General features: G+C 64.3%; 19 protein-coding genes, 1 tRNA gene and 1 riboswitch. Of the genes, 8 read left to right on the top strand and 12 right to left on the bottom strand.

What is annotated here, in order from left to right:
* Window positions 1-4 precede the first annotated feature (4 nt).
* From ACFWB0_RS05515 to ACFWB0_RS05490, 6 genes are all read right to left on the bottom strand, one after another.
* Window positions 5-1,114, bottom strand: coding sequence for an LLM class flavin-dependent oxidoreductase (locus ACFWB0_RS05515; protein WP_378489427.1), 1,110 nt, complete (start codon window positions 1,112-1,114; stop codon window positions 5-7).
* A 162-nt stretch (window positions 1,115-1,276) separates the two neighbouring features.
* Window positions 1,277-2,326: an LLM class flavin-dependent oxidoreductase gene (locus ACFWB0_RS05510; RefSeq protein ID WP_378489426.1), complete on the bottom strand. Its 1,050-nt coding sequence runs from the start codon at window positions 2,324-2,326 to the stop codon at window positions 1,277-1,279.
* Window positions 2,323-2,829, bottom strand: a complete 507-nt coding sequence (locus ACFWB0_RS05505; RefSeq protein WP_378489425.1) for a GNAT family N-acetyltransferase — start codon at window positions 2,827-2,829, stop codon at window positions 2,323-2,325. The genes ACFWB0_RS05510 and ACFWB0_RS05505 overlap by 4 nt, the downstream gene beginning before the upstream one ends.
* Before the next feature lie 5 nt (window positions 2,830-2,834).
* Window positions 2,835-3,800, bottom strand: a complete 966-nt coding sequence (locus ACFWB0_RS05500; RefSeq protein ID WP_378489424.1) for an ABC transporter substrate-binding protein — start codon at window positions 3,798-3,800, stop codon at window positions 2,835-2,837.
* A 50-nt stretch (window positions 3,801-3,850) separates the two neighbouring features.
* Window positions 3,851-4,633 (bottom strand): amino acid ABC transporter ATP-binding protein, encoded by a 783-nt coding sequence (locus ACFWB0_RS05495; protein WP_378489423.1) that lies wholly within the window; start codon window positions 4,631-4,633, stop codon window positions 3,851-3,853.
* The gene (locus ACFWB0_RS05490; protein ID WP_378489422.1) at window positions 4,630-5,601 is read right to left on the bottom strand and encodes an amino acid ABC transporter permease; all 972 of its coding nucleotides are present in this window, start codon (window positions 5,599-5,601) and stop codon (window positions 4,630-4,632) included. Before ACFWB0_RS05490 ends, ACFWB0_RS05495 begins: the two co-directional genes overlap by 4 nt.
* Before the next feature lie 200 nt (window positions 5,602-5,801).
* A riboswitch (SAM riboswitch) is annotated at window positions 5,802-5,894 on the bottom strand.
* A gap of 220 nt (window positions 5,895-6,114) precedes the next feature.
* On the opposite strand from ACFWB0_RS05490, the gene ACFWB0_RS05485 reads away from it, so the two are divergent.
* Window positions 6,115-7,347 (top strand): DUF222 domain-containing protein, encoded by a 1,233-nt coding sequence (locus tag ACFWB0_RS05485; RefSeq protein ID WP_378489421.1) that lies wholly within the window; start codon window positions 6,115-6,117, stop codon window positions 7,345-7,347.
* 76 nt (window positions 7,348-7,423) lie between these two features.
* On the opposite strand, the gene ACFWB0_RS05480 is transcribed toward ACFWB0_RS05485, so the two are convergent.
* From ACFWB0_RS05480 to ACFWB0_RS05470, 3 genes are all read right to left on the bottom strand, one after another.
* Complete coding sequence (locus ACFWB0_RS05480; RefSeq protein WP_378489420.1) at window positions 7,424-8,257, bottom strand: SDR family NAD(P)-dependent oxidoreductase; 834 nt, start codon at window positions 8,255-8,257, stop codon at window positions 7,424-7,426.
* Window positions 8,258-8,383: 126 nt separating this feature from the next.
* Window positions 8,384-8,471 (bottom strand) — tRNA-Ser (locus ACFWB0_RS05475).
* Window positions 8,472-8,498: 27 nt separating this feature from the next.
* The gene (locus ACFWB0_RS05470) at window positions 8,499-8,969 is read right to left on the bottom strand and encodes a MarR family winged helix-turn-helix transcriptional regulator (protein ID WP_378489419.1); all 471 of its coding nucleotides are present in this window, start codon (window positions 8,967-8,969) and stop codon (window positions 8,499-8,501) included.
* 110 nt (window positions 8,970-9,079) lie between these two features.
* On the opposite strand from ACFWB0_RS05470, the gene ACFWB0_RS05465 reads away from it, so the two are divergent.
* Window positions 9,080-10,066, top strand: coding sequence for an NAD(P)H-quinone oxidoreductase (locus ACFWB0_RS05465; protein WP_378489418.1), 987 nt, complete (start codon window positions 9,080-9,082; stop codon window positions 10,064-10,066).
* 13 nt (window positions 10,067-10,079) lie between these two features.
* On the opposite strand, the gene ACFWB0_RS05460 is transcribed toward ACFWB0_RS05465, so the two are convergent.
* Entirely contained in the window at window positions 10,080-11,279 is a 1,200-nt protein-coding gene (locus ACFWB0_RS05460; protein ID WP_378489417.1) for a cysteine desulfurase-like protein, read from the bottom strand.
* A gap of 153 nt (window positions 11,280-11,432) precedes the next feature.
* On the opposite strand from ACFWB0_RS05460, the gene ACFWB0_RS05455 reads away from it, so the two are divergent.
* The 6 genes from ACFWB0_RS05455 to ACFWB0_RS05430 all read left to right on the top strand — a co-directional run bounded on the left by ACFWB0_RS05455 (window position 11,433) and on the right by ACFWB0_RS05430 (window position 18,090).
* Window positions 11,433-12,014 (top strand): bacterial proteasome activator family protein, encoded by a 582-nt coding sequence (locus ACFWB0_RS05455; RefSeq protein WP_378489416.1) that lies wholly within the window; start codon window positions 11,433-11,435, stop codon window positions 12,012-12,014.
* 59 nt (window positions 12,015-12,073) lie between these two features.
* Window positions 12,074-12,907: an ABC transporter ATP-binding protein gene (locus ACFWB0_RS05450; protein WP_378489460.1), complete on the top strand. Its 834-nt coding sequence runs from the start codon at window positions 12,074-12,076 to the stop codon at window positions 12,905-12,907.
* Window positions 12,900-13,790, top strand: coding sequence for a glycosyltransferase (locus tag ACFWB0_RS05445; RefSeq protein WP_378489415.1), 891 nt, complete (start codon window positions 12,900-12,902; stop codon window positions 13,788-13,790). The genes ACFWB0_RS05450 and ACFWB0_RS05445 overlap by 8 nt, the downstream gene beginning before the upstream one ends.
* Before the next feature lie 303 nt (window positions 13,791-14,093).
* Window positions 14,094-15,878, top strand: coding sequence for an AMP-dependent synthetase/ligase (locus ACFWB0_RS05440; protein ID WP_378489414.1), 1,785 nt, complete (start codon window positions 14,094-14,096; stop codon window positions 15,876-15,878).
* Window positions 15,879-16,052: 174 nt separating this feature from the next.
* A complete protein-coding gene (gene nhaA / locus ACFWB0_RS05435) occupies window positions 16,053-17,342 on the top strand; it encodes a Na+/H+ antiporter NhaA (RefSeq protein WP_378489413.1) in 1,290 nt (429 codons plus the stop codon).
* Window positions 17,343-17,391: 49 nt separating this feature from the next.
* The gene (locus ACFWB0_RS05430; RefSeq protein WP_378489412.1) at window positions 17,392-18,090 is read left to right on the top strand and encodes a universal stress protein; all 699 of its coding nucleotides are present in this window, start codon (window positions 17,392-17,394) and stop codon (window positions 18,088-18,090) included.
* Between the two features lie 112 nt (window positions 18,091-18,202).
* On the opposite strand, the gene ACFWB0_RS05425 is transcribed toward ACFWB0_RS05430, so the two are convergent.
* The gene (locus ACFWB0_RS05425) at window positions 18,203-18,409 is read right to left on the bottom strand and encodes a hypothetical protein (RefSeq protein WP_378489411.1); all 207 of its coding nucleotides are present in this window, start codon (window positions 18,407-18,409) and stop codon (window positions 18,203-18,205) included.
* 717 nt (window positions 18,410-19,126) lie between these two features.
* A complete protein-coding gene (locus ACFWB0_RS05420) occupies window positions 19,127-19,723 on the bottom strand; it encodes a hypothetical protein (protein WP_378489410.1) in 597 nt (198 codons plus the stop codon).
* Window positions 19,724-19,803: the final 80 nt, after the last annotated feature.

Raw genomic sequence — 19,803 nt, 5'->3', positions numbered from 1 at the left:
CCGATCATGAGATTTCAGTGGCTGCGGTGCGCGCGAATATGCTGCTGGGCCGCGTCAGCCCGAGAGCCCGCCGTAGTGAGGAGTCGGGATGTGGAACGACGAGGCTCCGCCTCCGAGACAGTTCGGGCAGCACGTGATGCTCGAGGATCGGCAGATCCGTCGCGAGCACAGCGGGATGCAGTCGTACTCCGTCGACGCGGCCGATGAGGTCGGCGAGTAACCCGATCAACCCGTCCGCGGATCCGACGTACCGCAGACGGTCGCCCAGCGGCCATGGAGTGTGCCCGTCGAGTTCCGCGAGCCTTTGTGTTGCGCTGCCGTTTTCGGAGTCGAGCACGACCTCGACCTCGGCGAACACCCGATGCTCACGTCCTACGCTCGCGTGACGTGCGGCATCTGCACGGGCAACGATCTCGACTACCGTCGGGGCGTCGACGAGGTGCACGTCGGCGAGATGTGGGGAGATACTTCCGAACGGCGCGAAGACGACGAGTTGCCCCTGAGGGGGTCGCGGTGTGATCGATGGGCCCTTCACGGAGACGAATTCTCCGTCGATATCGGCGTAGTGCAGTCGATTCGGGTCGAGAAAGCGGCCGGTCGCATCATCTGCGATGGTCACGCCGTCCTCCCAGGTATCCCAGAGTCGCCGCACCGCACCGATCACCTCGTCGGCTTCGCGGTGAAGCGCGTCGGGGTCGGTCACCTGGGTAGCGCCGTATGTGCCTGCCCGAGTCGGGCTATCGGTGGCCTCCGCAACCCATCCTGCACGACCATGCGACGCAAAATCTGCGCTGGCGAGCTGGTTCGCCAGGTGGAACGGCTCGGCATGGATCACGCCCACGGCGGCGACCAGTCCGATCGCCTCGGTGAAAGCTGCTGCGAATGCCGCGACCTCCACGGGGGCGAGACGACCTGTGATCGTGGGGTGATCACCTCGAGTTGCCGGGTCGGCGAATGTCGCGATCGCGAATCCGGCACGCTCGACGCGACGAACTAGATCGATTACCGACGGGCCGTCGCTCGGAGTGAGTTCAGCGACTTGCCACGACGCGGGATGCGCGCCGGCGCCGTCCAGTTCGACCGCGAGCGCAAGTGATGTGGAGGTAACAGGCACGATATTCACCACTTCAGGATTGGCTCCGGTGGCACCGCGTATTCGCGGTGCCACCGGGCAGGAAGAAAGCCTCTGGTCGGTTCTTTCAGAATAGGAACCACGTCGACCCAGGAAAACCCTTCCTCTCACAGTGATTCGAACCGAGATGTGATGCGACCTGCATCAGTGCACCGACGCGGGCTCACGGTGCGGAATCGCCTTCCGCAACACGGGAGCCACCTCCGCCTGGAAGAGCTCGAGACTCGCGCGCTGCTCCGCTGCAGTCAGCCCACCTCGGTCGGCTGTCACGTGCATGACTTCATGTCCGAGACGCTCGTGATAACGGAGCACCTTGTCGATCACTTGCTGCGGGCTGCCGATGAGCGCGGAACTGCGTTCGACGAAGTCCTCGACGCTCTCGAAGACCACCGGCAGTCCGGAATTCCGCGCAAACTGCAGCCGCTGCTCGAACAACGGCCGGAACCGCTCGACTGCTTCCTGTGACGTCGGCGCGACATACAGCCCCGCCGTTCCCGCTCCCACCCGTGCGTCCGACGGGTCGTGCCCGTATGCCGCCCATCTGTCGCGGTAGTACTCGATCAGTTCGGCGTAGGGCTCGATCGGGTTCGTGACGTTGGCCGAGAACACCGGATCGCCATATTGTGCTGCGGTATCCACGGATTCGTGGCTCGTTGCGCTGCCATGCCACATCGTCAGACGTGGTTGCAGCGGACGAGGAACCGTGACCGCGTCGGTGAGCGAGGGGCGGAAGGATCCTTCCCATGTGACCCGCTCGTTCTCCCACAAGAGCCGGAAGAGTTCGTAGCCCTCACGGTTACGATCCCACTGGTCGTCGGGCGTGACATGGAACAGGTCGGCCTGTGCTGTGCCGTTACCCTTGCCGATTATCAGCTGCAGCCGACCCTCGGAGAGATTGTCGAGAGTCGCATAGTCTTCGTAGGCGCGGACCGGATCGAGCAGGCTCAGTGTCGTTACACCGGTCCACAGTTCGATGGTCGATGTGCGCGCCGCGATGTTGCTCAAGACCACCGGAGGCGACGACGACAGGAACGGTTGCTCGTGACGCTCGCCGACCGCGAATCCTTCGAAGCCGAGTTCCTCGGCCAGTACTGCGGTGTTCACGACCTCACGGAGTCGGTCGGAGGGACTGAGCAATTCTCCGGTCACAGGGTCCGGGTGGTGAGTGATCAGGCTCAGGAGCAGAAATTTCACGCAGACTCCACCTTTCGGGTCAGGCGTTTTTCGAATGGGTGCGGGCCGATTTCCTCGGCCGGGCGCGTCGGGTCGAACAGTGCGGTGTAACCGGCCGAGAGGTAGAGGCCGACGGCCTCCGGTTGCCGCCACCCGGTCGTGAGATAGATACGGGTGTAGCCGCGCAGCACCGCCTCGGCTTCGAGTTCTGCGAGGACGATGCGCCCGAGCCCGCGGCGCCGGTGTTCACTGGATGTCCAGATTCGCTTGAGCTCGGCCGTGCTCTCGTCGTACCGGCGGAAGGCGCCGCCTGCGACGGGCCGACCGTCTTCGGTGACCACGAGCAGGGCACCGTCCGGCGGTGCGAACTCTTCTCCCGGGTACGTGGTCAAGGACTCGACCTGCTCCTGGAGTGGACGCTCGTAGCGAGTGCTGTACTCCACCGCCAGCTCATCGAGCAGTGGAGCGGCCAGCGGATCGCCCTGTTTCACGGCCTGAATCTGCAGGCGTCGGGTTCTGCTCATCGCGGTTACGCGGTCTTGGGCAGACCCGGCGGGTTGATCCGCGAGCTTTCGACGGCCTCGGTGCCGATCCCCCATCGCTCGAGCACCTCCGCATAGGTTCCGTTGTCGATGACGTGGTTGAGCGCCTCGTTGATGGCCTCGATCAGTCCGTTGTCCTTCTTCGTCAGGACCGCGATCTCGCCCTGCAGCTCATCGCCTGCGCCCGAGAATGTTCCGGCGATTTCACTCTCACCCGCCTGCAGGACGTGGAACGCTGACGTCGGGTTTGGTCCGACGTACGCGTCGATACGTCCCGAGCCGAGCGCCAGAAAGTAGTCGACGGCGTTCTGGTAGTAGAGAATTTCTGCAGGCTCGAGCCCGGCTGCGATGTTCTGCTCGTTCCATTCGACGAGCAACGCTTCCTGATTGGTGCCCGAGCCGACACCGATCGTCAGGCCCGCGATGTCCTCCGAGCCCTCGAAGGTGATTCCACTGTCCTTCTTCACCTCGACCGCGACACTGTCGAGACGGTAGGTGGCAAAGTCGTACTTCTCCTTGCGCTCTTCCGTGACGGTGACGTTGGAGATGAACACGTCGGCCTCACCGGAGTCGACGCGCACGAAGTTCTGCGCCCAGTCGGCGGCCGTGAGTTCGATATCGAGGTCGAGGACATCGCCGATGAGGTACGCGAAGTCGGTTTCCGAACCGATGATCGTCGTGTCGTCGTCGGCGTAGAAACGCAGCGGTGGGGCGGTACCTGCGCTGCCTGTGACGATGAGGGTGCCGCGGTCACGAATCGCCTGCGGAACCTTTGCGGCGATCTCGTCTACCGTGTCCGTGGTGATGCGATTCTGCTCGGCGGTGAGGTTGTAGCCGGCGTCGGTGGCTGCGTCGGTGGCCGCGTCGGACGAACTGCAGGCTGCGCTGCCCAACAGGGCGACCGCAGTCAGAGCCGAAACCAGCAACTTCGATCGACGGGGTGAAGCGAACATCGTTACCTTCCAGGGGGTGTGGTCGAATCTTCCGGTTGGAGTACCGGAAATCAGAGAACTCGGGACAGAAATGTGCGGGTACGTTCGTGCTGTGGATGGTCGAGAACGGCTGCCGGTGAGCCTTGCTCGACGATGACGCCACCGTCCATGAAGACGACATTGTCGGCGACTTGACGCGCAAAGCCGATCTCGTGGGTCACGACCACCAGGGTCGATCCTCCGCTCGCGAGATCTTCGATCACTTCGAGAACCTCCCCGACCAGTTCGGGGTCGAGAGCAGAGGTCGGTTCGTCGAACAGGATGACGCTGGGCTGCAAGGCAAGCGCCCGGGCAATGGCAACACGTTGCTGTTGACCACCGGACAACTGCCGCGGGTAGGCGTGAATCTTGTCGCCCACACCGACGCGCTCGAGCAACTCCCGGGCTTCCACCTCGACCTCGGCGCGTGTGCGCTTCTGCGCGGAAAGCGGTGCCTCGATGACGTTCTCGAGTGCAGTCAGGTGCGGGAAGAGATTGAAGTTCTGGAACACGAACCCGATCCGGGCCCGCTGACGGAGAATGTCGCGGGTGCGCAGTTCATGCAGTTTGTCGCCGCGACGACGGTAGCCGACGAGTTCACCGTCGATGCGGATGGTGCCGCGGTCGACCTTCTCGAGGTGATTGAGAGTGCGCAGCAGCGTGGACTTCCCCGATCCCGACGGGCCGAGAATGACTGTCACCTCACCCTTGCGGACCTTCAGATCCACGCCCTCGAGCACCTTCAGCGATCCGAAGGATTTATGGACTCCCCGCACGTCGACGGCGTAGTCGGTCCGCTGTTCGGCGGCGGTCATCGGGTTGCTCCTCGGGGTGCACCGACACCGGTGTCGCGGATCTCGCGGTATTTCGTGACGACTTTCTGCCACGGAGTGAGAGGCAACTCGCGGGCCGAGCCGCGCGCATAGTGCCGCTCGATGTAGTACTGCACGATGGACAACACCGTGGTGAGGATGATGTACCACACGGTCGCGACCATGAGCAGCGGCACTACGCGCCCGCTGCGACCGAAAATGACCTGTACCTGGTAGAACAGCTCGGCGATCGCCATCGTCGAGACGATGGATGTGCCCTTGAACAGGCTGATGACCTCGTTGGCTGCATTCGGCAGGATCGAGCGCATCGCTTGCGGCAACACGATCCGGAAGAACTGACGCAGCCGCGGGATACCGAGCGCGTTGGCCGCTTCGATCTGCCCGTGGTCGACGGAGATGATGCCGGCGCGGATGATCTCCGCCGAGTACGCAGCCTGGTGGAGTGCAAGGCCGATCACCGCGGCCGTGAAGCCCGAGATCACTCCTGAGACCTCGAATTCGAAGAATCCGGGCCCGAACGGTATTCCGACCGACATGGTTTGGTAGAGATACGCGATGTTGAACCAGAAGAGGAGCTGCACGATCAGCGGGATGGATCGGAACGCCCAGATGTAGGTCCACGCAATTACCTGCAGTACTGGATTGTTCGACAACCTACCGACCGCGAGGAGCACGCCGAGCGCGAATCCGAGGAGGGTTCCCCACAGGGTGAGCTTGATCGTCATCCACAGGGCAGAGAGAACCGATTCCGCCGTGAAGTATCGAGCGAAGGTCGGCCAGTCCCAGCCGGGGTTGGTGGCGAGGCCGTGAATGAACTGCGCAACGACGATCAGTACCGCGGCGCTGGTCACCCATCGCCACGGGTGCCAGGTCCGGGCCACCACCAGGTCTGCGTCGTCCGTGCGCTCAGGGGCCGGGTCGGTGGTACGGATATCGGTCGGCGCGCTCACGCCGACCTCCTGCGGACAGGAGACATCGAAACATGCGTTTCACGGAGAATGGAAGTAGTTATTCCGCAACCGGTTTCGATGCGGCACACGCGCAACGGCGTTGTTGGTGACGTTCAGCAACAACGCGACGACGCGCCGCGACGCAGATCGATGTGCCTGCGGCGCCACGAAGCGCGCTCGATACTGCTAGTCATCTCCGACCTCCATCGGTCCGGGCGGTAGCACCCGCACCCGAAAGCGGGGGGTTGCTGCGACGTCATCGAGCCAGGTCTCTCGGTCGCTCTGGATGGCGCCTCGAACTGTAAGGCCATTCGGACATATGGTCAATAGCTGACCACTGTTGCAGTCCGTTGAATTACGTTGGTACGCAATTAGAATCGCACTGATCCGAATTCTCCGCCGGTCGGAAGCCTCTACCGCACCCCCGAGTTGGAGCTGAGGCCATCGCGGTCGATATCGAATACATGTGCCAATTCCCTTGCGAATCGAATGTCAGTTCGATATAGTTCGATCATGGGTGGGGACCTCTGGAAACTCGACAACACACAACTCATGGCCGAGACACTCGCTGTCTCCGCCGAAATCCATACCTGGCAGGTACACCGCGTCGATCTGATGATCGCGATGATCGAACGCGACACCGTCAAAGAACACGGCCACCGCAGCCCCGCCCACTGGTTGTGTGCCGCCACCAACCTCGAACTCGGTGAATGCCACCGCATCGAAACACTGGCACGGCTACTGCGACTGGAACCGGAAGTACGCGAAGCCTATTCCTCCGGCCTACTGGACGCGGAGAAAGCGCGGCAGATCGCCTACTTCTGCCAGCACTACCCCCGCACCATGAACCCCTGCGACTTCGAGAAAGCCCGCGACATCCTGATCGAGCACGCCTCCGACAAGGTCGCCACGAAAGCGACCGTGCGGGCCCTGATCCGCCGACTCGAACACCTCTACAACACCGGCGACGGACCGCCACCGGGCGAAGACTCCTCACGCAACGAACTGTTCGTCTCCACCACCTGGCACGGCCGAGTCGTCATCACAGGCGAGTTCGACGCCGTCACCGGTGCCCGCCTGCGTCATCTACTCTCCCCACTTTCCGCGCCGAGGCCCGAGATAAACGGCATCAAAGATGATCGGCCGGCGTCGAAGCGCAACGCCGACGCGTTCGATCAACTCCTGCAGTTCGTCGAAGCCGCCGGCCTCGTCCCCGTCGAGGGCGGCGTGAAACCGCACGTCACGGTCACCGCGTCGATCAAAGATCTGACGACGAACACTGCGGTGAAGGAACTGTTCGCGAACTCCCCCGAGCATGGGTATGCGACCGAGCCCTGGGCCGGGCCGTTGTCGATCGACGCCGCCCGGATGCTCGCGTGCGATTGCCAGGTCACCCGGATCCTGCTCGACGAACACGGCGTGCCGCTGGCACACGGGCGGACGCACCGGACTGCGACGACGGCGCAACGTCGAGCGCTGGCCGTCAGAGATGGCGGATGTGCCTTCCCCGGGTGTTCAACGCCCCCGGCGTGGGCCGATGCGCACCACATTCATCATTGGGTCGACGGCGGCGACACCGACCTCGACAATCTGGTGTTGCTGTGCGGACATCACCACAGGTTGATGCATCACACCGACTGGGAAGTCGAGATGACCGAACACCGTCGGCCGCAATTCATCCCTCCCTCGAGTGTGGATGTGTTCCGCACGCCGATCCCGGGGAGCAGGCCGGATCTGGTCGCCTGACCTACAGATCAACGAATACAGCCACCGTCACCAGGGCACCCGTGTGCCCTGGCAGCGGTGGCTGCGTTTCGTTTGCCTACTCGGCCGCGGTGTTGAGCGATCGCGTGGCTTCGGCCATGACACGAACACCTTCGTTCCGCGTCATCGTGGAGAAATACTGCTCCGACTGCGCAAGCTTCTCCCCCACCAGATACGTCGGCCCCTTGTCCAAATTCTCGAGAGCGCGAGCAACAGTCTCTTCGGGGCTCGTCGCACCCGGAACCGGTGTGTCGAGGCTGTCTATCTGCCCCATCGCAAGCATCAACCGACGCAATGCCGGAGTATCGGTCCGGCTGAGTACCAGCGACAACACGTCCACACCTTCCGGATTGAACTCGGCCCACAGGCTCTCACCCATCACGAGGTCGAATGCCTTCGACGCGGAGTAGGCCACCATGTTCGAGCAGCCACGCAAACCGGATCCGGACGTCACGAGAATGATGCCTCCCCGCCCTCGCTCGACCATGGCCGCTCCGAAGTGATGTGCCACCGCCATCGAGGTGACGCAATTGCGCTGAACCATCGCGAGCGCGGACTCGACAGGACGCGAGAGGAACGGGGCCGGCGAAGAATCCGCTCCAGCGCCGTACAACACGATTCCGACCTCCAACCCGACCGTCCCGTCGACGATGCGCGACACCGCATCGGATTCGGAAAGATCGACCGCGAGCACCCTGGTCTCCACACCGTGGCGCTCGCGGAGGGTCGCAGCGAGGGCGTCGAGGTTCGGTTTGCGTCGCGAGAGCAGGACGACATTGACCCCGCGTTCGGCGAGGGTGTGCGCGAAGGCCTCTCCGACACCTTCGGAGGCCCCGACCACCAGCCCCCACGGTCCGTACTGCCGGGCGAATTCGTCATTGGTCAAAGCCATCGAATCTCCTTGCGCCGAGTGTCAGAAGTGCAATTCTCCCACCAAAGAATGGCATTTCAAGGGGCTCTACACAACCATTCGAGCGCACAGAAAAACCCCTCACCTGCGTGAACAGGTGAGGGGCTCTGGCGGAAGCGGAGGGATTTGAACCCCCGGTCGCTCTCACGACGCTCGCTTTCAAGGCGAGTGCATTCGGCCGCTCTGCCACGCTTCCGTGCCAAATCCTAACCTCATCACTGAGCTACTTGTCGGCGAGGGCTCCGTCGACGCGCGCAAAGATGCGAGCGAGCGTGGCCAACTCGCTCTTGCTGAGCAGGTCGATGAGGTTGGTGCGCACGTCGTCGACGTGGGTGGGAGCAGCCTCCGCGAGGCGACGGCGGCCCTCATCGGTAATCGTGGCGAGCACGCCACGACCGTCGTCGGGGCACGAACTCCGGACGACCATTCCGTCCGACTCCATCCGCCGGATCTGGTGAGTGAGGCGACTGCGGGACGACAACACGCCGTCGGCCAGTTCACTCATTCGCACCGAGCCCTCTTCGGCTTCGGTCAGCATGACCAGGATCCGGTATTCGGCGAGAGACAGCCCATGCTGATCGTGCAGATTTCGATTGAGCACTTCCATGAGCCGGCTGTTGCCGTCCATATACCGCCGCCACGCGTTCTGTTCCTCCGCGGTCAGCCAGTTCGGTGTGTCATGTTCGCCGGTCACGCGGGAAGTGTAATCACGGACATGAGCGAAAAGTTACCGCCAGGTATTCCGGGAGCAGCGGTGCGCGAGTCATTGCCATATCGCGAGCCGGTCACGATAGCGTCGACGTCATGCACGCAATCGTCGCCACCGAACCCGGTGGGCCCGAAGTTCTCCAGTGGATCGAGCAGCCGGACCCCGAGCTCGGTCCCGGCCAGGTTCTCGTCGATGTCGCCGCTACCGCGGTCAATCGAGCCGACCTTCTGCAGCGCCGGGGTCTGTATCCGCCGCCCCCTGGCGCGAGCGAGATCCTCGGGCTCGAGTGTTCCGGTGTGATCGCCGAGCTCGGTGAGGGAGTGTCGGGCTGGAAGATCGGCGATCGGGTCTGCGCGCTGCTCACCGGCGGCGGATACGCGGAACAGGTCGTGGTTCCCGCTTCGCAGTTGCTTCCGGTACCCGAAGGCATGGACCTCGCGGCGGCAGCGTCGCTGCCCGAGGTCGCGTGCACGGTGTGGTCGAACGTCGTGATGGGCGCAGGTCTGGGCCGCGGAGATGTCCTGCTCGTGCACGGTGGCGGCGGTGGCATCGGTACACACGCCATCCAGGTCGGCAAGGCGCTGGGCGCCACGGTGGTGGTCACGGCGTCCGCCGGCAAGCTCGACCGCTGCCGCGAGCTGGGCGCCGATCTGGCGATCGACTATCGCAACCAAGATTTCGTCGTCGAGGTGAAGAAAGCCTACGGCGGCGCAAATGTGGTCCTCGACAACATGGGTGCGGCATACCTGTCGCGGAACATCGACGTCCTCGCACCCGACGGCACGCTGGTGGTGATCGGGATGCAGGGCGGCGCCAAGGGCGAGTTGAATCTCGGCAAGCTGCTCGCCAAGCGCGGCCACGTCACCGCAACAGGTCTGCGCGGCCGACCCGACACCGGCAAGTCGGGTAAGAGCACCATCGTTGCTGCCGTCCAAGAACACCTCTGGCCGCTGGTCGCCGAGGGCAAGGTTCAGCCCATCGTGCACGCCGAACTTCCGATCACGGAAGCAGCCAAGGCCCACGAACTGCTCGACTCCCCCGAGACGGTGGGCAAGGTGGTACTGAAGATCGACCGCAGGTAGACGAGCTGCCCGCTCAGAAGTTGCGGAGTTCGCGGACGAGCTGGTCGATCTCGAATGCTGTGGTGTAGGGCGCGAGGCCGACGCTGACAGCGCCGCCCTCGTCGCTCACTCCCAGCGAGTCGAGCAATCGGCTCGTTCCGCGCGCACTCGCGACGGTCGCGATGCGGCGATCTGCGAGGTGCGCGGCGATCTTGTCTGCGGGCACACCGTCGATCGTGAAGCTGATCGTGGGCACCCGGCTCGACGCCCGCCCGAACACCATGACGCCGCTGAGGCTGTCGAGTTGGCGAAGGAGCCGGTCGAAGAGCTTGTCCTGATAATGCTGCATCGAGCTGATGGACACCTCGAGCCGCTCCCGCCGGGTGCCTGTGGCCTCGTCGTCGAGGGCGGCCAGGAAGTCGATCGACGTGGTGACGCCTGCGAGCAACGCATACTGATGGCCACCCACTTCGAGGCGTTCCGGTCCGCGCGCCTGTGCGTCGAGCGACATCGCGGGAACCCGGTCGAGATGCGCGGGATCGGCGAAGACCAACGCCCCGATCTGAGGTCCACCCCAGGCGGCCGCGTCGATGGTGACGATGTCGGCGCCGAGATCGGACATGTCGAGGTGTGCGTACGGCGCGGCGCCTGCGGCGTCGACGACCATGAGACCGCCCACGTCGTGGATGAGGTCGGATACCGCACGGACGTCGGGCGCTGATCCCACGATCGACGAGGCCGCCGACAACGCGACCAGGCGCGTCGTCGGGGTGATCAGTTCCTCGTATTGCCAGGCCGGCATGTCGCACGTCTCGATCTCGACTTCGGCCCATCGCACCTGCGCGCCGTAACGGCTCGCCACCCGCAGCCATGGCGCCACGTTCGCTTCGTCGTCGAGGCGTGAGAGGACCATGCCGGTGCCGAGCCCGAGCCGCGGGCTCAGTGATTCGGCCAACCAGGCGAGCAGCACCGCGCGACTCGGTCCGAGGACGACGGCAGCTGGGTCGCCGCCTACGACGTCGGCGATAGCGGTGCGTGCATCGTCGAGAATCCCTGCGCTTCGACGGTTCGAGATATGCCGGCCGGCCGCAGATCCTGCAGCATTTCGGAACGCCGTCGACACGGTGCGCGACACCGCGTCGGGGATCTGCATGCCGGCCTGAGGATCGAGGTGGATCCAACCGTCGCCGAGCGAGGGGATCAACCCCCGAATCCGGGCAACGTCGTAAGCCATGGCAGACACTCTAAATCTTGGAGTCAATCGGCGGTTGCGCACTCCCGGGCAATGCTCGACCGGTCGGGGCCCTCGGACAGGGAAATCGCGGACATTCCGCTCATCGATCGGGTCGGCGCCGCAGCGATCGCCGGGAGAGGCCAGAATTGACCCATGACGCATCCCGAGAATGACGATGTTCTGGTGATCGGCCCGGACGGCCGGCCCGTCCGCGTTCCTCGAGGCGACGAGGGACAAGGCGGAATGCCTCGTTCCGATGAGGAGGCCCCCGCAGGCGAGGCGGGATCCGGCGAAACCCTGTCCGACATGGTCGAGCAGCCCGCGAAGGTCATGCGAATCGGCACGATGATCAAGCAACTGCTCGAAGAAGTGAAGGCCGCTCCCCTCGACGATGCGAGCCGTGCCCGGCTCAAGGAAATCCATCACTCGTCGATCCAGGAACTCGAGCAGGGCCTCGCGCCCGAATTGCGCGACGAACTCGAGCGGCTCGCACTGCCGTTCAGCGAAGACTCCGTGCCGTCCGACGCGGAACTCCGCATCGCTCAGGCCCAGCTCGTCGGCTGGTTGGAGGGCCTGTTCCACGGTATCCAGACTGCGTTGTTCGCCCAGCAGATGGCGGCCCGCGCGCAGCTGGAGCAGATGCGTCAGGGCGCGCTGCCTCCCGGATTGAACCTTCAGAGCGGGCTCGATGATCAGCAGGGTCACGGTCACACGGGCACCGGCCAGTACCTGTAGGCGTCGGCCCATGGAAGCGGACCGGTAGGCTCAAAACTCGTGTCAGCGTCTGGAGCAGCATCGTGAGCCGAGTCAGCATCGAAACCCGAGACGCATGCGTCGACTTTCCGATCTTCGACGCCAAGACCAGGTCGCTGAAGAAAGCGTTCCTGGGCAAGGCGGGCGGCGCGATCGGCCGTAACGACTCCGACGTCGTCGTCGTCGAGGCGTTGCGCGACATCACCATGTCGCTGAAGGAAGGCGACCGCGTCGGACTGGTCGGGCACAACGGTGCCGGCAAGTCGACGTTGCTGCGCCTGCTGTCCGGTATCTACGAGCCGACGCGCGGCGCGGCGCGGGTGCGTGGGCGGGTCGCGCCGGTGTTCGATCTCGGTGTGGGTATGGATCCGGAGATCTCCGGCTACGAGAACATCCTCATCCGCGGCATGTTCCTCGGCATGACCCGCAAGCAGATGCTCGCGAAGGTCGACGAGATCGCCGAGTTCACCGAGCTCGGCGACTACCTGTCGATGCCGCTGCGCACCTATTCGACGGGTATGCGCGTGCGTGTTGCGCTGGGTGTGGTCACCAGTATCGATCCGGAGATCCTCCTGCTCGACGAGGGCATCGGCGCTGTCGACGCCGAGTTCATGAAGAAGGCGCGGATCCGGCTGCAAGAGCTGGTTGCGCGCTCGGGCATCCTCGTCTTCGCGAGCCACTCCAACGAGTTCCTCGCGCAGCTGTGTGATCGGGCCATGTGGATCGATCACGGCCGGATCCGCAAGGAGGGCGGCATCGAGGACGTGGTGCGGGCCTACGAAGGCGACGACGCAGGCGACCATGTGCACACCGTCCTCGAAGAACTCGAACGTGAACGCGCCGCCAACTCCGGGCCGGGCGGTAGCGGTGCCTGACGAACGCATCATCGGCGTCGTCGTCACCCATCGCCGACGGGAACTTCTGGCCGAATCGCTGAAGGTGCTGGCGGCACAGACGCGGCCGCTCGATCACCTCGTCGTGGTGGACAACGCGGACGAAGACGAGGTGCGTGCGCTCGTCGATGGGGTCGGGATGCCCACGACCTATCTCGGGTCGAAGCACAACCTGGGCGGTGCGGGCGGTTTCGCGCTCGGCATCCTGTACGCGCTGTCGCTGGGCGCCGACCGGGTGTGGCTCGCCGACGACGACGGTCGCCCCGACGGCGACGAGGTTTTGGCGACACTGCTCGACTGCGCGCAGCGCAACGGCCTGGCCGAGGTGTCCCCGGTGGTGTGCGATATCGCCGAGCCGGACCGGTTGGCGTTCCCGCTTCGGCGCGGTGTGGTGTGGCGGCGGTGGCGTCACGAACTCGGCGACGAGGACCTGCTGCCGGGTATTGCGTCGCTGTTCAACGGTGCTCTGTTCACGGCGGCGGCGATCGAGGCGGTCGGCGTGCCCGACCTGCGACTGTTCGTGCGCGGCGACGAGGTGGAGGTCCACCGTCGGCTCGTGCGCTCAGGTCTCCCGTTCGGGACGTGCTTGCAGACCGCGTATCTCCATCCCGACGGCGCCGACGAGTTCAAGCCGATCCTCGGCGGCCGGATGCACACCCAGTTCCCCGACAACGACGTCAAGCGGTACTTCACCTACCGCAACCGCGGATATCTGCTGTCGCAGCCCGGGCTGCGGCGTCTGCTGCCTCAGGAGTGGGTGCGGTTCGGCTGGTACTTCCTGGTCACCCGACGCGACCCGGCGGGTCTGCGCGAGTGGGTGCGGCTGCGCAAGCTCGGTCGCCAGGAGCATTTCGAGCGCCCCTGACGACCCGTCCGACAACCAGCTGCCACCGCCGCTGATTCTCAGTTCTTCACAGCGACGATGACGGCGTGGATGATCCACACCGGCAACCATGCGCCATACGTTGCTGCTGCTCGGCAATTCTCCGCTGCTGCTCCTCCAGTTCCCACTGCTGATGATGCATCCGCAGTCGTACCTGCGTGCAGGAGCCGGTTTCGTCGCGGTAGGTCGCGCGGATCCGCTGCACCCCAAGATTTCACACCAATCCGACCACGAACGTGCGCAGTCCGCTTTACGCTTTTCGCACCATTCCTCCCGGGAGCGAACATGACACCTCGAGACAGTGCACCGTCCACCCTCTGTGATGCCTTCCAGACCACCGCCTCGGCGTATCCCGACAGCATCGCGCTGCGCACACCGGACGACTCCGTCCGATACACCTGGCGTCAGTACGCCGACCGCGTCGAGAAACTCGCTGCCGGACTCGCCGGGCTCGGGGTCCGGCACGGCGACACCGTCGGACTGATGCTCACCAATCGGCCGGAGTTCCACCTCGTCGACACGGCAGCATTCCACCTGGGCGCGACACCTTTTTCGATCTACAACTCGCTTACGTCCGAACAGATCTCGTACGTCCTCGGCAATGCCGGAAACCGGGTCATGATCTGCGAGGAGCAGTTCGTTCCTGTACTGCAGCAGGCGCTCGGCGCCACGAAGGTCGAGCATCTGATCTGCATCGACGCACACCCCGAGGGCACGCTGTCGCTCGACGATCTGGATGCCGCCGCAGATGCAGAGTTCGACTTCGAGGCCGCACGGAAAGCCGTGCAGCCGTCCGACCTGCTCACCCTCATCTACACGTCCGGCACCACCGGACCGCCGAAGGGCGTCGAGCTCACCCATGCGAATCTTCTCGCCGAGCTGAAGGCGACCACGACGTTCCTGCCCACCGGCACCGACGACCGGATCGTGTCGTATCTGCCCGATGCGCACATCGCGAACCGGTGGGGCTCGCACTACTCGAGCATCTACGGCGGCATGCAGATCACCACGCTCGACGATCTCAAACAGGCAATCGCGGTGCTGCCGAGTGTCCGTCCGACACTGTTCGGTGCCGTGCCTCAGGTCTGGTACAAGCTCAAGGCTGCGATCGACAAGACCCTCGCCGAGGAATCCAGCCCGGTGAAGAAGAAGCTCGCATTGTGGGCGATCGACGTCGGTCGCACACGCGCGCGGCTGCAGTCCGACGGCAAGCCCGTCCCCAAGACACTCGAAATGCAGCATGGCCTCGCCGACAAGCTGGTGCTGTCGAAGATCCGTCAGAAGCTCGGACTCGACCAGGTTCGCGCCGCCGTCACCGGCGCCGCCGCGATCTCACCCGAAGTTCTCGAATTCGTTCTGGCACTGGGCATCCCATGCTCCGAGGTGTGGGGCATGTCAGAGACATCATGCGTGGTGACCATGAACCGTCCCGGCGCGATTCGCATCGGAACCGTCGGTCAAGCGGTCCCCGGCGTGGAGATCAAGACGGCCGACGACGGTGAACTTCTCGTCAGGGGCCCTCTGATCATGAAGGGATACCGCAACGATCCGGAGAAGACGGCCGACGCGATCGACTCCGACGGGTGGCTGCACACCGGCGACATCGCCGAGATCGACGCCGACGGCTACGTGCGACTCATCGACCGCAAGAAGGAACTGATCGTCAACGCCGCGGGAAAGAACATGTCGCCCGCCAACATCGAGGGTGTACTCCGCGCGGCGTGCCCGATGCTCGGCGGGGCCGTCGCCATCGGCAACGACCGGCCGTTCAACGTCGCGTTGCTCGCTCTCGACCCCGACGCCCTCACAGCCTTCGCCCAGGAGCACGGTCTGTCCGGTTCGCACGAGGAACTCGCCGAGAATCCCGTCGTGCTCGACGCGATCGAGAAGTCGGTGCAGGTGGCGAACTCGAAGTTGTCCCGGGTGGAGCAGATCAAGAAGTACACGGTGCTCCCGACCATCTGGGAACCGTCCGGCGACGAGCTGACACCCACGATGAAGCTCAAGCGCAAGCCGATCGACGCGAAGTACGCCGTGCAGATCACGGACCTCTACGGGTCCACCTCGTAGGTTCTCCGCACCGTCGACCCCTCTCGTACCGCACCGGTAGCCCGCCGGTGCGGTACGGTTACGAGCGGTGTGCCGGGAAGTCTGGTCGGCGAGTGTTTTCTGCTGTCGAACCGGAGGTCTCATGATTCCGTCGTGCCATCGCAACGATTCCTTTTCCGTATCCGGAGGCGTGTGATGCCCGGAATCTTCTCGTCACTTCCTTTGCTGTCACGCGGTTCCCGGGAAGAATCACGCCGTGTCTCGGACATTCTCCGCAAGGAAACAGTCGGCGGAGCCCTCTTGCTGCTTGCTGCACTCGCGGCGCTGATCTGGGCGAATTCCCCGTGGTCGGACTCGTATCACGCGCTACGCGACACCACGTTCGGCCCGGAGTCGTTACATCTGCATCTGTCGCTGGGAACGTGGGCGGCCGACGGATTGCTGGCAATCTTCTTCTTCATCGTCGGTGTCGAACTCAAACGCGAATTCGTCGAAGGCGACCTGCGCGATCTCCGGCGCGCAGCGATGCCCATCGTCGCCGCAGTCGGCGGGATGACGGCCCCGGCACTGATTTTTGTCGCAATCAACCTGCAGGGCGGCGCCGAGGCGCTGAACGGGTGGGCGGTACCGACCGCCACCGACATCGCGTTCGCGGTGGCTGTTCTCGCGGTGATCGGGTCGCATCTGCCGACGGCACTGCGGACCTTCCTGCTCACCCTGGCAGTCGTCGATGACCTGCTCGCGGTGACCGTGATCGCCGTGTTCTACACGGATGATCTGAACCTGCTGTATCTGGGCGCCGCGCTGCTTCCCCTGGCCGCATTCGGCTTCGCGTTGCAACGCGGTGTGACCGCATGGTGGGTATTGGTGCCCTTGGGCTTCATCACGTGGTGGCTCGTCCACCAGTCCGGGGTACACGCCACCATCGCCGGTGTATTGCTCGGCTTCCTCGTCCCCGTGGCTCGGCATGTGAACGGAAAGAAGATCGCCGTCGCCGAACATGTCGAACACCGGATCCGCCCCCTGTCCGCCGGCGTCGCGGTGCCGATCTTCGCGTTCTTCGCCGCCGGCGTCACGGTGGGAGGACTCTCCGGCCTCACGTCCACGCTCACCGACCCTGTTTCCGTGGGTGTGACGACGGGGCTCGTCGTCGGCAAGGTCGTCGGGATCTTCGGCACCACCTACTTGATGGCGAAATTCACGCGAGCCCGACTCGACGACGACGTGCGCTGGATCGACGTATTCGGTGTCTCGCTGCTCGGCGGTATCGGATTCACCGTTTCCCTGTTGATCGGTGATCTCGCGTTCGGTGCCGGATCGATCGAGGCAGACCATGCGAAGGTAGCTGTGCTCTTCGGATCGGTGCTCAGCGCTGTTCTCGCATCGATCGTCCTCACCATCCGTAACCGTGAGTACCGACGCGTCGCCGAACGCGATCAGATCGACGACGGCGACGGAACCCCCGACATCTATCAGGGACGATGAGCACCATGATCCGGCTCGACTTCGCCCCTTCATGCATCAGGAGGACACCGTGAACTGGACGGCACTGTGGGTTTTCCTCGGCGTGTGGGTGATCACCGGTCTGGCCACCGGATTGTGGATGGCCCGCAAGGGACACGATCCACGCTGGACGCTCATCGCGGTGATCCTCGGCCCCCTGTTCGTTCCCATCGCGTTCGAGCGTATCGAGCGGAATCCTCGGTCCGTGGCATCGGAGCCGGTCGCGACGTGGGGGTCGGGCAGCACGGAACCCGGCGGTCTGCGAGTGATGGTGGGATTCGACGGCTCGAAGGAGGCAGAGCAGGCACTGCGCACCGCGCGGCAACTGTTCGCCCCGGGCGGCGGAGCGCTCGAACTCGTCGCGGTGGTGTCGTACGACGACGGAGCCGACGGCGACTCGGAGGTACTCGGCAGGGCAAAGGAACGCCTGGAGGCCGCGGCCGCGGACACCGAAGAGATACCGGTCGGTTACGCCGTCATCGCCGGGCCCGCGGGGCAGAGTCTGAGCTGGTTCGCAACCGATCAGCATGCCGACGTGCTGGTGATCGGCAAACGCGGACGTGGCATGTCGAACCGGATGCTGGGAAGCGTGGCCGCGTATCTCACCGAGCACTGCCCGGTTCCGGTCCTCGTCGTCGACCCGACACAGCACGCGCCTGCCGGACAGAATCCGTCTGCGCCGGTGGCACTGCGTGTTTCCGCCGAGGATGTCGAAGGATCGGCTCGGTAGTCATTTCACGAATCACGTAGGCATCAAGGTTTATGGGTCCAACCTTCAGTAGATGGCGAGATCATGAAATGTTGGGGATCCGTGGCACAACTCCGACGTAGCCTCCGTGCTGCTACGCGCTCAGAGCGTCGGCGGACTCGTTGACCGCGCGGATGGCCTGCACGAGGCGCAGAGCCTGGTCGGGCGCAAATACCTGGTCCGGCCCCTGCGGCGCGTAGTCGGTGAACGGCGGCTCGTACAGCAGACCGGGGTCCATGGCGCCGTGCTTGGTCAGGTGCGCGACGTTCGGGTTGACGGCCATCGCCGCACGTGCGATCATCCCTCCACCGGCCTGAATACAGGTCGACCCCGGCAGGTGCGGGAACACCGAACCGGGGTCTGGGCACACGACAGAAGGAACCCTGTCATGCACCGTACGGTGGATTCTATCCACACGCCTTTCGGAGGCGTAAATCAGCAACGAGCCACGAGCGCATTCTTCGGCGCCGGCCGACACATCACCTGGCCACCAGGGTTCTCACCGGCGTCCTGACCTTCCAGCCCCTCGATCCTGCCACCACGGCAGTGCTGATCGAGGGGCTCGAGGTGTTTTCTTTGCCTCGACGTGTGCGCGGGCCGTTCCGGTAGCCGCGACACGTCGGGCATTCGTCGCTCATCTCCCACAGTCCGACGTCAGCGCATCGACGCTGCGTGCCAGGGTTTCATTCCCGGGCACGAAACCGACTGGGCGCCAGTATCCTTCGTCTCCGCAGCTGGCGGTGGAGCACCCGATCGCGCGGGTCGACACAACCGACCGGGTCCAGCACAAGCCACACGTCATCTCCGACGTGGGGCCAAAAGTGTTGGCCGAGAAGGTCTATCGGGGCATGGCGACCGGGCAGCGTTGGGGAAGGGGCCGAAGGCAAGCTCAGGGACCCGTAGGGTCTCCGTACGGTCAGGCGCAGCCGCCCGCAGGGCGCCCGCTCCTCGAGTGAGCTACCTCGACGGCACCGGCTCGGCGCCTACCGAAGCTCATCCACCGGACACCCAGCAGCAACTATCCGACACCTTCCGCAGCAGCATTCCGCTCGATCCACTCCAGCGCAGCGGCCGCGAACCACTTGTTGTGGTACTGCTCGTACGGTCCCTTACCTTTGGCCGAGAGATCGTCGGCCAGCTTCTTCACCGGAACGGTGCTTTCGGGGACCCGATCGAAACGAGCGGTCGCGGTGTCGTCGAGAAGGTCGACAACGATGACGACGGCGTCACCGTCACCGGAAGCGAGTGCGCTCGGCACGAACCGCCATCCTGGAAACTCCTCTGTGAGCGAGGCGATCGGTCGCCCCATCTCCTGCTCGAACGCCGATCGCGACACGTATATCGAGAGACGCCACGTCCGCGTATCGTCGGCCCATAGTGTGGGCCGCTCGAGGTGGAGAACCTCCATCGGGCCGATATTGAGCGTGAAGAGGCGGGCGCTTCCGTTGGTCGCGGGCAGACAACTCAACGTCCATCGGCTGACTTCCTCGGCCGCTGGATTCTCGAATGCCATCCCGAGATAGGCCGCAATCCAATCGAGTGACGCTTCGTACCAGTCCTCGTTCTGCTGCAGTCTCAGGAAGTTCGCTTCCGATGCTGACGGGTTCAGTGCCATTGATTTCCTTGCTATTCGAAGTAATCTTCGTCGCCAGCGACGACAGTGAAGGTACGGACACGAAGGAGACCAACAGAACT

Source organism: Rhodococcus sp. NPDC060086 (assembly GCF_042730275.1).
GTDB lineage: Bacteria > Actinomycetota > Actinomycetes > Mycobacteriales > Mycobacteriaceae > Rhodococcus.
This window is presented reverse-complemented; position numbering and strand designations above follow the sequence as displayed.